General features: G+C 77.8%; 13 protein-coding genes and 1 pseudogene. 11 read left to right on the top strand and 3 right to left on the bottom strand.

Translation table 11 applies throughout. From position 1 onward, the window contains the following. Positions 1-94: 94 nt before the first annotated feature. The gene (locus BM414_RS07875; RefSeq protein WP_093578887.1) at positions 95-694 is read left to right on the top strand and encodes an AAA family ATPase; all 600 of its coding nucleotides are present in this window, start codon (positions 95-97) and stop codon (positions 692-694) included. On the opposite strand, the gene BM414_RS30710 is transcribed toward BM414_RS07875, so the two are convergent. Together BM414_RS30710 and BM414_RS31605 are read right to left on the bottom strand one after the other, a co-directional pair. Next, entirely contained in the window at positions 642-1,883 is a 1,242-nt protein-coding gene (locus BM414_RS30710; protein WP_342716143.1) for an HAD-IC family P-type ATPase, read from the bottom strand. The genes BM414_RS07875 and BM414_RS30710 overlap by 53 nt on opposite strands. Beyond that, positions 1,790-3,202 (bottom strand): HAD-IC family P-type ATPase, encoded by a 1,413-nt coding sequence (locus BM414_RS31605; protein WP_342716136.1) that lies wholly within the window; start codon positions 3,200-3,202, stop codon positions 1,790-1,792. The genes BM414_RS30710 and BM414_RS31605 overlap by 94 nt, the downstream gene beginning before the upstream one ends. A gap of 112 nt (positions 3,203-3,314) precedes the next feature. On the opposite strand from BM414_RS31605, the gene BM414_RS07865 reads away from it, so the two are divergent. After that, positions 3,315-4,874 carry a sensor histidine kinase gene (locus tag BM414_RS07865; protein ID WP_217644605.1) on the top strand — a complete coding sequence of 520 codons (1,560 nt, stop codon included), beginning with the start codon at positions 3,315-3,317 and terminating at the stop codon, positions 4,872-4,874. Here the strand turns inward: BM414_RS07865 and BM414_RS07860 are convergent, their stop codons facing one another. Then, a complete protein-coding gene (locus tag BM414_RS07860; RefSeq protein WP_093578886.1) occupies positions 4,875-5,084 on the bottom strand; it encodes a hypothetical protein in 210 nt (69 codons plus the stop codon). It lies immediately after the preceding gene. On the opposite strand from BM414_RS07860, the pseudogene BM414_RS31760 reads away from it, so the two are divergent. From BM414_RS31760 to gcvH, 9 genes and pseudogenes are all read left to right on the top strand, one after another. Continuing rightward, a pseudogene (locus BM414_RS31760) lies at positions 5,074-5,520 on the top strand (alpha/beta fold hydrolase); the annotation flags it as partial. The gene BM414_RS07860 and the pseudogene BM414_RS31760 sit on opposite strands and share 11 nt — an antisense overlap. A gap of 115 nt (positions 5,521-5,635) precedes the next feature. Then, entirely contained in the window at positions 5,636-6,031 is a 396-nt protein-coding gene (locus BM414_RS30095) for an alpha/beta fold hydrolase (protein ID WP_245784591.1), read from the top strand. Positions 6,032-6,258: 227 nt separating this feature from the next. After that, a complete protein-coding gene (locus BM414_RS07850; RefSeq protein WP_175551487.1) occupies positions 6,259-7,146 on the top strand; it encodes a PP2C family protein-serine/threonine phosphatase in 888 nt (295 codons plus the stop codon). Positions 7,147-7,280: 134 nt separating this feature from the next. Continuing rightward, positions 7,281-9,350: an elongation factor G-like protein EF-G2 gene (locus BM414_RS07845; RefSeq protein WP_217644604.1), complete on the top strand. Its 2,070-nt coding sequence runs from the start codon at positions 7,281-7,283 to the stop codon at positions 9,348-9,350. A 104-nt stretch (positions 9,351-9,454) separates the two neighbouring features. Further along, a complete protein-coding gene (gene clsA, locus BM414_RS07840) occupies positions 9,455-10,171 on the top strand; it encodes a cardiolipin synthase ClsA (RefSeq protein ID WP_245784563.1) in 717 nt (238 codons plus the stop codon). A gap of 47 nt (positions 10,172-10,218) precedes the next feature. Beyond that, on the top strand, positions 10,219-11,103 hold the full coding sequence (locus BM414_RS07835; protein WP_093578883.1) for a DUF881 domain-containing protein: 885 nt from the start codon (positions 10,219-10,221) through the stop codon (positions 11,101-11,103). A gap of 3 nt (positions 11,104-11,106) precedes the next feature. Next, positions 11,107-11,439 (top strand): small basic family protein, encoded by a 333-nt coding sequence (locus tag BM414_RS07830; protein WP_093578882.1) that lies wholly within the window; start codon positions 11,107-11,109, stop codon positions 11,437-11,439. Continuing rightward, the gene (locus tag BM414_RS07825) at positions 11,436-12,275 is read left to right on the top strand and encodes a DUF881 domain-containing protein (RefSeq protein ID WP_093578881.1); all 840 of its coding nucleotides are present in this window, start codon (positions 11,436-11,438) and stop codon (positions 12,273-12,275) included. The genes BM414_RS07830 and BM414_RS07825 overlap by 4 nt, the downstream gene beginning before the upstream one ends. Before the next feature lie 49 nt (positions 12,276-12,324). After that, on the top strand, positions 12,325-12,729 hold the full coding sequence (gcvH, locus tag BM414_RS07820) for a glycine cleavage system protein GcvH (protein ID WP_093578880.1): 405 nt from the start codon (positions 12,325-12,327) through the stop codon (positions 12,727-12,729). The last annotated feature ends 215 nt before the right edge of the window (positions 12,730-12,944 follow it).

Here is a 12,944-nt window from a genome sequence, read left to right as displayed (position 1 = left end):
GCGCGCGGGCGACGGCCGTCGGCGCGCCGCGGCGGGTAACCTCCGCGCCCCCGCCCGGCGCGCACCGCCCGGACGGAGGACCGAGGAGGCGACCGTGCCGACCCTGACGACCCCCCTCACCGACCCGGCCCCCGACCCGCGCCCCGACCGGGGCGCCGGGCAGCGGCTGCTGGTCGTCGTCGGCGGCCTGCCCGGCAGCGGCAAGACCACGATGGTGCGGCGGCTGCTCGGCGACGGCGTCCCCGGGGTGACGTCGGTCGACTCCGAGGACGTCGCCGCCCGCTGGCGCACCGGCGCCCGCGTGCCCTACCGCTTCGTGCGCCCGTTCGTGCACACCCGGCACCGGTTCCGGGTGCTGCGGGCGCTCGCCGGGGCCGCCCCGGTCGTGGTGCTCTCCGACCCGTGGACCAGCCGCTGGTGGCGCCCGGTGGTGCGGGGCACGGCCTCCCTGACCGGCCGCACCGTGCGCCTGGTGCTGCTCGACGTGAGCCCCGGCGACGCCGCCGACGGTCAGTGCATCCGCGGCCGCCGCATCCCCGAGGGCCGCATGCGCCGGCACGCCGGCCGCTGGGACCGCTACCTCGCGGCCGGACCGCTGCCCGGCGACGCGCTCGTCCTGGACCGCCCGGGGGCCGGCCAGCTCAGCCTCGGGGAGCTGCTGGGGGCAGCTCCTGCGGAGCCGGCGGCGGGCTGAGGGTGCCGGTCAGGCCCAGCGCCCGCTCCAGCACGCGCAGCCGGTAGGCCGCCGTCAGCACGGCGAACCACACCACGAGCGCCGGCAGCACGATCTGGAAGACCGGGTCCGCCGCCTCGGTGAGCCCGAAGTAGTCGGTGAACGACGGCCAGAACAGCCCGGCGGAGAACACCACGACCAGCGCGGCGACCAGCAGCGCCGGGCGGCGGTCGCCGTCGGGGCGGGTCCAGGCGGCGAACCACCGGTTGGGCGGCTTGAGGAACAGGACCAGCAGGAACGCCGCGTAGGACACGAACGTCGACAGGCCGGTCTGCGCGCCGATGGTCGCCGCCGCCTCGGCGAACCCGACGTCGTCGGAGGACAGCCCGGTGTAGTCCTCGAACTCGTCGCGGACGAACGGGGGGAGGTCCGTGCCGGAGAGGCCCTCGAGCAGGCCGGTGTAGAGCCGGGTGTAGACGGCGACGCCGGCGGCCGCGGTGACCAGCATGGCCGGGACGACGAACCGCCACAGCGTGGTGAGCAGGTGCGGGTCGGGCGCCTGCGGGCGGGCCCAGGCGGTGAGGAACAGCGTCGGGACGCCGACCGTCAGCAGCGTCAGCCCCACGTTGGCGGGGGAGTAGGGGAACCCCAGCCCGAGCATGGTGACGGCGAGGATGACCAGCCCCTGCGTGCCGACGCGGGCGAGGAAGACCTGCATGGAGGTGCTGATCCCGGTGATGATCCGGCGGCCCTCGTGCGCGGCGGGCAGCAGCGCGCCCAGGGAGTCGCCGGTGAGCACGATGTCGGCGACGTCGCGGGTGACCGCGCTGCCGCTGGCCATCGCCACGCCGACGTGCGCCCGCTTGAGCGCGCGGGCGTCGTTGACGCCGTCGCCGACCATGGCCACGTAGCCGCCCTGCCGGCGCAGCGCGTCGACCAGGCGCTCCTTCTGCTCCGGGGCGATGCGCCCGAACACCGTCGTCCGCCCGACGACGGCGTCGAGCTCCTGCTCCGACAGGCCGGCGAGGGCCGGGCCGGCCACCGGCTCCCCGGGCTCGAGCCCCGCCTGGCGGGCCAGCGCGGCCACGGTGGACGGGTCGTCGCCGGAGATGACCTTCACCGCGACGCCGTCGGCGGTGAGCCGGGCGAGGGTCTCGACGACGTCGGCGCGCAGCTCGTCGGCCAGCGCGACCACGGCGAGCGGCTGCAGCTCCGGCAGCCGGGCCCGGCCGGTGTCGTCGCGCAGCGGGGCGTCCCGGTGCGCGCGGGCCAGGACGAGCACCCGCAGGCCCCCGGCGGTGAGCTCGCGCACCGGGCGCCCAGCGGCGGGCCGGTCAGCCGCGGCGCCAGCGTGTCGGGGGCGCCGAGGACCAGCACGGCGTCGCCGGTGCGCAGCGCGCTCCAGCGCAGCGAGGAGGAGAACGGCACCTCCTCGGTGACCGGCACCGCCTCCCCGGGCAGCACGTCGGCCAGCGCCGTCGTCGTCAGGTTGCCCGCGGCGGCGCTGCGGGCCATCGACCCGAGCAGCCGCTCGACCTCCGCGGCGGGGACGTCGCCGACCGGGCGCACCTCGGCCAGCGACAGCCGCCCGGTGGTCAGCGTGCCGGTCTTGTCGGTGCAGACGACGTCGACGTTGCTCACCGACTCCACCGCGTTGACCTGCTGGACCAGTGCACCGCGCCCGGCGCTCCGCGCGGCACCGACGGTGTAGGCGACGGCGACGAGGAAGAACAGGCCGTAGGGCACCAGGCCCGAGAGCACCGCGGTGGTCTGCACGGTCCGGACGAGCGTGAACCCCTCGAGCGCGGCCTGCGCCAGGATCGTCACGCTCATCAGCAGGACCAGGAGCATCACCAGCCGGACGACGAAGTCGATCCGCCGCTGCAGCGGCGTCTTGTCGGTGGAGACCCGCCGCGCCTCGGCGGTCAGCCGGCCCGCGTAGGACGCCGCCCCGACGTCGCGGGCCAGCTGGGTGCCCTCCCCGCCGACGACGAACGAGCCCGACAGCAGGTCCCCGCCGGGCTCCTTGGGCAGCGCCTCGGACTCGCCGGTGAGCAGCGACTCGTCGACCTCGAGCCGCCCGCCGAGCACCGGCCCGTCGACGACGACCTGCGCGCCGGGGACCAGCCGCAGCACGTCGCCGCGCACGACCTCCTCCGGCGGCACCTCGACGTCGGCGCCGTCGCGCACCACGGTCACCGTGCCGCGGGCCAGCAGCTGCAGCCGGTCGAGCTTGCGCTTGGCGCGGATCTCCTGGACCGCGCTGATCGCGGCGTTGACCAGGCCGAGACCCACGCTGGTGAAGGCGTCGCTGTAGCGGCCCAGCGCCAGCAGCGCGGCGCCGATGGTGAACAGGATGACGTTGAAGAAGGAGAAGACGTTGGTGCGCAGGATGACGCCGTAGCTGCGCGAGGACGCGCTGACCGCGACGTTGCCCTCCCCGCGCCGGTGCCGCTCCCGCGCCTCTGCCGCGGTCAGGCCGCCGGGCTCCACCGTGCCGGGCGCGGGGGGCGGCGACTGCGTCTTCACCGGGACGACGATGACAGGCCCGGCGGCGGAGGGCAGGGCGTGGCGCACGCTCCTCAGCCGACTCCTGCCCGGTGTCCAGGGAACGCGCAGCCGCGCCGCGCACCGTGACGGCATGACGACGCGAGTCCTGCCGGGGCGCGGTCCGACGACGGGCGCCCGGTCCCGCTCGCTGCGGGCGCGGCTGCTGTGGGCCTTCCTGGTACCCCTGGCCCTCGTCCTCGCCGTCGTCGGGACCGCCGCGACCGCCGCGGTCCACGGGGAGCTGCTCGGTCAGGTCGACGACCGGCTGGCCGCCGCCGTGGACCGGTCGGCGCACGCCGACGGCGCCCCCGGCGACGGCGAGGCGGGGGACGGCGAGGCGGGGGACGGCGAGGCGGGGGACGGGGACGGGCCGGACTTCCTGCTGGTCCCCGGCCAGGGCGACGGGACGCTGGGCGCCCGCGTCGTGGACGGCGCCGTCGTCGAGGCCGCCGTCATCGGGACCGGGGGCGAGGGCGAGGCGCTGACCCGGGAGCAGGCGGCGGTGCTGGCCGGCGTGCCCGCCGACGACGTCGCACGCACCGTCGACCTCGGCCCGCTCGGCGACTACCGGGTGGTCGCGACGGCGACCGGCGACGGCGGGGCGATCGTCACCGGCCTCCCGCTGGCCTCCGCCGAGACGGCCCTCGTGCGGCTGGTCGCCGTCGAGGCGGTCGCCGGCCTGCTCGGGCTGCTCGCCGCCGGCGCCGTCGGGTCGGTGGTCGTGGGCCGCACGCTGCGCCCGCTGCACCGGGTCGCGGCCACCGCCGGCCGGGTCGCCGAGCTGCCGCTGTCCAGCGGGGAGGTGCAGCTGGCCGAGCGGGTGCCCGCGGCGCACACCGACCCGCGGACCGAGGTGGGCCGGGTCGGTGCGGCGCTCAACCGGCTGCTGAACTCGGTGGAGTCCGGCATAGCCGCACGGCAGGCGTCGGAGACCCGGCTGCGCCGCTTCGTCGCCGACGCCAGCCACGAGCTGCGCACCCCGGTCACCTCCATCCGTGGCTACACCGAGCTGGTGCGCCGGCGGGGCGGGCTGCCCGAGGACGCCGACGCCTCGCTGCGCCGGGTGGAGGCCGAGGCGGTCCGCATGTCCGGTCTGGTCGACGACCTGCTGCTGCTCGCCCGCCTCGACGCCGGCCGCGAGCTCGCCGTGGACACCGTGGACCTCACCGGGCTGGTCATGGACGCCGTCAGCGACGCCCACGCCGCCGGGCCCGCGCACTCCTGGCGGGTGGACCTGCCCGCCGCGGCCGTGCTGGCCCCCGGCGACGCCGCCCGGCTGCACCAGGTGCTGGCCAACCTGCTGGCCAACGTCCGCACGCACACCCCGCCCGGCACCACGGCGACGACCCGGCTGCGCGCCGAGGACGGCACCGCCGTGCTCGAGGTCGCCGACGACGGCCCGGGCCTCCCCGCCGGCCTGCTGCCCGGCGTGTTCGAGCGGTTCGCCCGCGGGGACGCCTCGCGCTCGCGGGCCAGCGGCAGCACCGGCCTGGGCCTGGCGATCGTGGCCGCCGTGGTCGAGGGGCACGGCGGGACGGTCGGCGTGGACAGCCGGCCCGGGCGGACGGTCTTCACCGTGCGGCTGCCCGGCGCCACGGTGGCCGAGTTCGAGGACGACGACGCCGAGGAGCCCGCGCCGGCCCCCGCCTGACTAGGCCGGGGCCAGGCGGCGGCACTCGGGGCAGACGTCGTCGGCACCCAGCCCGCGGCTGCCGTTCCACGCCCCCTGGACGACGGCGACCGGCGTGCCGCAGGCGGCCACCCACGGCGGCGGCCCGTCGGCGGCCTCGCGCGGGACGGCGTGCGCCCGGCTGCTCTCCTGGTCCCGGCCGGCCGCGTGCCCGCGCCCCGTGCTCGTCACCGCCCCAGTCTCCCCGCAACCGGCTCGACGGGCCGCGACGGAGGCGGGCAGGCCGCGCCCCGTGCGGACGACCGAGCACCGGGTGAGCGCAGCGGAGGGGATCGACCTGTGGGTCGAGGAGCGCGGCGACCCGGCCGCGCCGCCGCTGCTCCTGGTCACGGGCGCCGACGCCGGCGTCGTGGGCTGGCCCGGGGAGCTCGTCGACCTGCTCGCCGCCCGGCACCGCGGAATCCGCTACGACCACCGCGACACCGGCCGCAGCAGCGCCGTGTGCGACCGGGCGCCCTACGCGATCCGCGACCTGGCCGGCGACGCCGTCGCGGTGCTCGACGGCCTCGGCGTCGAGCGCGCGCACGTCGTCGGGATGTCCCTGGGCGGCACGCTGGTGCAGCTGCTGCTCCTCGACGCGCCGCACCTGCTGCGCAGCGCCACGGTGTTCGCCACCTCCGCGCTCGGCGCCGGACTGGCCGACGTCGCGGGCACCGGCGGTCTGCCCGGCCCGGCTCCCGAGCTGCTGGCCCACTGGCAGACGATGGGGGAGGCGCGCGACCGTGAGGCCGAGCTGGACTGGCGCGTCGAGCACTGGCGGCTGCTGTCCGGGGGCGCTGCCCTTCGACGCCGCCTGGTTCCGGGCGCAGGAGGAGCGCACGATGGAGCACGCCGGCACGGTGCGCAGCCCGGTCGCCCACGCCCTCGCCGACCAGTCGGGCCTCGACCGCGGTGCCGAGCTGGCCGGGGTGCGGGTGCCCACCCTCGTCGTCGAGGCCCCCGAGGACCCGATCAACCCGCCGCCGCACGCGGCACACCTCGCGGCCGCGATCGGCGGCGCGCGGCTGGTGACCGTCCCGGGCACGGGGCACGCGCTGCCACCCGTGGTGCACGGGCCGCCGGCCGCGGCGGTCACCGCGCACACCGCCGCCGCGGACGCTGGCACGGCGGTCGGCTGACCGGCTGACCGGCTGCCCCGCCGATGGCGTGTGACCTGCGCGACACGCCCGGCGGACCATCCGGCCTCGCGGTGTGCTCGGCTGCCGCGCACCTCCGGCGCCGTGGCCGGGGCGGACCCGACCCGTTCCTGCGGAGGACCCGGCGCGCCCCCTGCGGAGGTGACCCTCCGCAGGGGGCGCGCCGCGTTCCGATCCGGCCGGGCCCCGTCCGGTCCAGGATGTCGGCCGTGACCGCCCCGTCGACGCCGCTGCCGTGGTTCCCCGCGGCCGAGGCGCCCGGCGGGCGGCCGGTGCCGGCACGGGCCGGGGGTGGGCTCGACCGGCTGGTCCTCGACCCCGCCGCGGTCTCCCTGGCCGGCCCGCGCGGGCACGACCAGGACGCCGGGTACGCCGGCCCCGGGCTGCTCGTCGTCGCCGACGGCGTGGGTGGCGGCCGGGGCGGTGCCACCGCGGCCCGGGTGGCCGTCGGCGAGGTCGTCCGCCGCGCGGCCGCCGCCCGCGCGGACGGCACCGAGGCCGCGCCCGACGCCGGCCTCGCCGGGACGCTCGCCGCCGCCGACGCCGCCGTCCGCGCGGCCGCCGCCGCGGACCCGGCGCTGACCGGCATGGCCACCACCTGCACCGCCGCCGTGCTGGCCCGCGACGGGCGGGTCGTCGTCGCCCACGTCGGGGACAGCCGCGCCCTGCTGCTGCGCGGCGGCGTCCTCACCCGGCTGACCACCGACCACTCGCTGGTGCAGGCCCTCGTCGACTCGGGCGACCTGACGCCCGAGGAGGCCGCGGCCTCCCCGATGCGCTCGGTGCTGCTGCGCGCGCTCGGCGGCTCGCAGGACCCCGGCCCGGCCGACCTCATCGCGGTGGCCGCCGAGCCCGGTGACCGCCTGCTGCTGTGCTCCGACGGCCTGTCCGGCGTCGTCCCGGCCGCGACGCTGCGGCGGGTGCTCGCCGCCGAGCGCCGTCCCGCGGCCGCCGCCGCCCGCCTGCTCATGGCCGCGCTGGCCGCCGGCACCCGGGACGACGTCACCGCGGTGGTCGCGGACGTCGCCCCCGCCGGGTGGGCCGGCGGCGCGGCGGAGGTCCGTGTGGGGTCGGCGGGGGACATCCCGGACGACTGAGTCCCCGGGGTCTTGCCCGGCGCGCGCGTCCGGGGGCAGGGTGTGAGCCACACCACATCCCGCAGCGACCCATGAGGCCCGGGAGGTCCCCGTGCGCATCCCCCACCAGGACAGCGACCGGCCCGGCGGCGGCCGTGGGTAGGGACGTCGTCCCGGCGCCGGCGCCGAGGGAGCCGGCCCGGGTGCGCAACGTGGCGCTCGTCGGCCACGCCGGCGCGGGCAAGACCACCCTCGCCGAGGCCCTGCTCGTGGCCACCGGCGCCCTCCCGCGCGCCGGGCGGGTCGAGGACGGCACCACCTGCCTGGACAGCGACGACGTCGAGGTGCGCCAGCAGCGGTCGGTGACCCTCGGCGTGGCCACCGTCGAGCACGACGGCACCCGGATCACGCTGCTCGACACCCCGGGCAGCCCCGACTTCGTCGGCGAGCTGCGCGCCGGGCTGCGCGCCGCCGACGCCGCGCTGTTCGTCGTCTCCGCCGTCGGGGGCGTCGACGCCTCGACCGTCGCGCTGTGGGAGGAGTGCGCCGCGGTCGGCATGCCGCGCGCCGTCGTCGTCACCCAGCCCGACCGCGCCCGCGCCGACGTCGAGGAGACCGTGCGGCTGTGCCGGACGGCGCTCGGCGCGGGCGTCTACCCGGTCCACCTCGTCGACCGCGCCCCCGACGGCACCGTGCGCGGGGTGGTCAACCTGCTCGAGCCCGGGGCGGCGGCCGAGGACGCCGACCGCCTCCGCAGCGAGCTGATCGAGGGGATCATCGGCGAGAGCGAGGACGAGGCGCTGATGGAGCGCTACCTCGCCGGCGACGAGCTCGTGCAGGGCGACCTGATGAGCGACCTCGGCACCGCCGTCGCCCGCGGCCACTTCCACCCCGTCCTCTGCGCCGCCCCGCTGCTCGGTGTCGGCCTGGACTCGCTGCTCTACCTCCTGGTCAACGGCTTCCCGTCCCCGCTGGAGCACGGCTGCCCGCCGGCCACCCGCCCCGACGGGGCCCCGGCGCCGCCGCTGTCCTGCGACCCCGACGGCCCGCTGGTGGCCGAGGTGGTCAAGACGACGACCGACCCCTACCTCGGCCGGGTCTCGCTGCTGCGGGTCTTCTCCGGCACCCTGCGCCCCGACACCCCGGTGCACGTCTCCGGGCACGGCGGCGCCGAGCGTGGCCATCCCGACCACGACGCCGACGAGCGCATCGGGGCGGTGTCCTCCCCGCTGGGGTCGGCGCTGCGCCCGGTCGCCGCCTGCCCCGCCGGTGACGTCTGCGCCGTCGCCCGGCTGAGCTCGGCCGAGACCGGCGACACGCTGTCCTCGCCCGGCGACCCGCGGCTGGTGCCGCCCTGGGAGCTGCCGGTGCCGCAGCACCCGGTGGCCGTCGAGGCCGCCTCCCGCGCCGACGAGGACCGGCTCGGCCCGGCGCTGACCCGGCTGGCCGCCGAGGACCCCACCGTGCGCGTGGAGCGCTCCCGCGACACCGGGCAGCTGCTGCTGTGGTGCGTGGGGGAGGCGCACGGCGAGGTGCTGATCGAGCGGCTGCGCACCCGGCACGGCGTCGCGGTGACGACGGTGCCGGTGCGGGTGCCGATGGTCGAGACGCTGGCCGGGCCCGCGCGCGCCACCGGCCGGCTGGTCAAGCAGTCCGGCGGCCACGGGCAGTACGCCGTGGTCGTGGTCGAGGCCGAGCCCGGCCCACCCGGGTCGGGCATCACCTTCGCGCAGCGCGTCGTCGGGGGAGCGGTGCCCTCCAACTACCACGGCAGCGTGGAGAAGGGCATCCGCGCGCAGTGCGCCCGCGGCGTCCACGACGACCGGCCGCTGGTCGACGTCGCCTTCGTCCTGGTCGACGGCAAGGCGCACTCGGTGGACTCCTCCGACGCCGCCTTCCAGTCCGCCGGGGCGCTGGCGGTCCGCGAGCTGGCCGCGGCCGCCGGCACGCGGGTGCTCGAGCCGTGGTGCGTGGTGGAGGTGGTCGTGCCCGCCGAGCACGTGGGCGCGGTCATGAGCGACCTGTCCTCCCGCCGCGCCCGGGTCACCGGTAGCGACGCCGACCCCGACCGGGACCGCACCACCGTGCGCGCCGAGGTCCCCGAGATCGAGCTGCTCGGCTACGCCGGCGCGCTGCGCTCGGTCAGCCACGGCACCGGGTCGTTCGGCCGGCGCGCGCTCGGCCACGAGCCGGCGCCCGCGTCGCTGGTCGCCGTCCCTGCCTGACGCTCGGCCCCGCTGCGGGGGCCCGCCACGAGCTCGCGAGTGGCGGGGGGCTGCGGGGTCCGTCGACTAGCCTCGGGCACGGTGTGCAGCGGGGTGGAGGAGCAGTGACGTCGTCGCAGGGGCCGTCGGCCGCCGTGCCGGTGACCCCGGCGGCGGGGACGCCGGTGGTGTCCGACCGCAACGCGCTGCCCGACCGGGTGTGGACGGTGCCCAACGCGCTGTCGGTGCTGCGGCTGCTCGGCGTGCCGCTGTTCCTGTGGCTGCTGCTGGGCCCGCGCGAGGACGGCTGGGCCGTCGTCGTGCTCATGGTCGCCGGCGTCAGCGACTGGGCCGACGGCAAGCTCGCCCGGGTCCTCGGCCAGTCCAGCCGGCTCGGCGCGCTGCTGGACCCCGCCGCCGACCGGCTCTACATCATCGCGACGCTCGTCGCCTTCGTGCTGCGCGACGTCGTCCCGCTGTGGGTGGTGGCCGTGCTCGTCGGCCGCGAGGTCGTGCTCGGGCTGATGCTGCTCGTCCTGCGCGTCTACGGCTACGAGCCCCTCCAGGTGCACTACCTGGGCAAGGCGGCCACCTTCAACCTGCTCTACGCCTTCCCGCTGCTGCTCCTGGCCGACGACGCGACGGGCGCCTGGCTGGCGTGGGTCCAGCCGGTGGCCTGGGCGTTCACCATCTGGGGCGGCGCGCTCTACGTCCTGTCCGGGGTGTTCTACGTCGTCCAGGTGGCCGGGATCGTGCGCGCCGAGCGAGCCGGGACCCCGGGAGGGACGACACCGGGAGGGACCCGGCCCGGGGCGGGCGCGCCGGCCCGCCCGGCGCCGTGACCGCCACCCGGCCGGCCCGACCCCCGCGCGGCGGCGGGGTGCGCTCCATGGGTGCCTCCCTGCTCGACCAGGTGCTCGCCGAGACCCTCGACCCCGCCTACGCGCGCGCCGCCGAGGCCCGGGCGGGCCGGGGGACCCCCGCCACCGGCGACTCCTCCGACGGCCGCCGGCGGGGCCTGGGCGCGCTGGCGGTCGCGGTGACGATGGGCGCGGCCGGCCTGCTGTTCGGCGTCACCTACGAGCAGGCCGCCTCCGGCGAGGCCGGCCGCGAGGAGGTCCGCGGCGCGCTGGTCGAGGACATCGGCGCGCAGTCGGACACCATCGACGACCTCTCCACCGAGCTGGAGGACCTGCGCGCGCAGGTCGCCGACGCCCGCGACGACGCCCTGGCCGCCAGCGCGGTCGGCCAGCGGGCCATCGACGACCTCGACGCCGCGGAGCTCGCCGCCGGCCTCGTGGCGGTCACCGGACCCGGCCTGCTGGTCACCCTGGCCGACGCCGAGCCCGACGCCGACGCCGATCCGGTCGGCGGCACCGACGACGGCAGCGGCGACGTCCGTGACGGCGACCTGCAGCTGGTGGTCAACGCGCTGTGGGCCGCCGGCGCGGAGGCGGTGTCGATCAACGGCCAGCGGCTGGGCCCCACCACCGCGATCCGCTTCGCCGGGGAGGCGGTCCTCGTCGACTTCCGCCCGGTGACCAACCCGTACCAGATCAGCGCCGTCGGCGAGCCGGGCGAGCTCCGGTCGCGGTTCCTGGCCAGCCCCGAGGTCAACGCCCTGGCGGTCATCTCGGAGTCCTACGGCCTGCTGTTCGAGTTCGCCCAGGAGGACGAGCTGTCCGTGCCCGCCGGGGGAGTCCCCGAGCTGCGATCCGCCGCTCCCTTCGACGGCCAGCCGGCCGAGGCCGCCGCCGGCGGCTCGGGGGGCTGAGCCGTGATCCCCGTCATCGGCCTGGCCGTGGGCATCGCCCTCGGCCTGGTCCTCGACCCCACCGTCCCGCTGTGGCTGCAGCCCTACCTGCCGATCGCCGTGGTCGCCGCCCTCGACGCGGTCTTCGGCGGCGCCCGCGCCCGCCTCGACGGGATCTTCGACGCCAAGGTGTTCGTCATCTCGTTCGTGTCGAACGTCGTCGTCGCCGCGCTGATCGTCTTCCTCGGCGACCAGCTCGGCGTCGGCGCGCAGCTGTCCACCGCGGTCGTCGTCGTCCTCGGCATCCGCATCTTCGGCAACGCCGCGGCCATCCGCCGGCACCTGTTCCGGGCATGAGCGACACCCCGCGTCCCGCGGACGACGAGCAGCCGCGCCCCGACGACGTCGGGACGCCCGCCGGTCCGCCCGCCGATGCGCCCGCCGGGGAGGCGACGGCGGCGCCGGCGCACGAGCCGGCAGCCGGCCCCGCCCCGGCGCCCGCCCGCCGGCGCCAGCGGCTGGTGGCCGCCTCGCTGATCGCCGTCCTCACCGCGCTGCTCGGCTTCGCCATCGCGGTGCAGGTGCGCAGCACCGACACCGGCCAGGCGCTGGAGGGCGCCCGCGAGGAGGAGCTCGTCGCCATCCTCGACGACCTCGACCTCGAGGAGGAGCGGCTGCGCGCCCAGATCGCCGACCAGCGCGGCGCCCTGCGCGAGCTGTCCGACACCGACAGCCGCTCGGCCGCCGCCCTCGAGGACGCCGACGAGCGCGCCGACGCCCTGGCGATCCTCAACGGCACCGTCGCCGCGGAGGGCCCCGGCCTGGTGATGAGCATCCGCGACCCCGAGGGGCAGGTGCGCGTCGCCGACCTGCTCGACGCCGTCCAGGAGCTGCGCGGCGCGGGCGCCGAGACGATGCAGATCGACGGCGTGCGGGTCGGCGTCTCCACCGCCGTCACCGGCACCCCCGGCGACCTGCGCATCGACGGCCGGCCGGTGTCGGCGCCCTACGAGGTCGTCGTCATCGGCTCCCCGCAGGACCTGCAGACGGCGATGAGCATCCCCGGCGGCGTCGTCGACCGGGTGGGCCGCCAGGGCGGCAGCGTCGACATCCAGCAGCGCGACCGCGTGGTGGTGGACGCGTTGCGGCCGCTCGACGAGCCTCAATACGCTCAGCCCGACACCGGCGACTGAGCGCTCCGCGCGGCGCCGGGCCACCCCCGACCCCTGGAGACGACGCCGCATGGCCACCCCGGACGACCGCCGCTACACCGACCAGCACGAGTGGGCCCTCGTGCAGGGGAGCGGGGGGTCGGGCACGGTCGTGCGGGTCGGCATCACCGACCACGCGCAGGACGCGCTCGGCGACATCGTGTTCGTGCAGCTCCCCGAGGTCGGGGAGGAGGTCGGCCCGGGCAACCCGATCGGCGAGGTCGAGTCGACCAAGTCGGTGTCCGACGTCTACTCGCCCGTGGCCGGCACCGTCTCGGCGGTGAACGAGACCCTCTCCGCCGCCCCGGAGACCATCAACGCCGACCCCTACGGCGACGGCTGGCTGGTGGAGATCACCGTGGCCGGCGACGGCGGCGACCCCACCACCGACCTGCTCGACGCCGCCGCGTACGAGGCGCTCGTCAGCGCGTCCTGACCGCACCCCCGGGCCGGTCGGGCCCCTCGGGGCGATCACTATGCTCCCCTGGGGACCGGCTCTCGACCGGCCCCCGACAGGCCTCGTGGGGCTGCTGTGACGCCGACCGGGCGTCCGGTTGACCCTCGGGACCACCGCTGGTTCCATGACCAACGGCCCGCCGTGCCCCGCACGGCGGCCGACCCGCGACAGCACCGTCCGGTGCCGTCGTCCGC

The organism is Geodermatophilus amargosae (assembly GCF_900116515.1).
GTDB lineage: Bacteria > Actinomycetota > Actinomycetes > Mycobacteriales > Geodermatophilaceae > Geodermatophilus > Geodermatophilus amargosae.
Note: the sequence above shows the minus strand (reverse complement) of the source record. Positions and strands in the feature narration are given on the sequence as shown.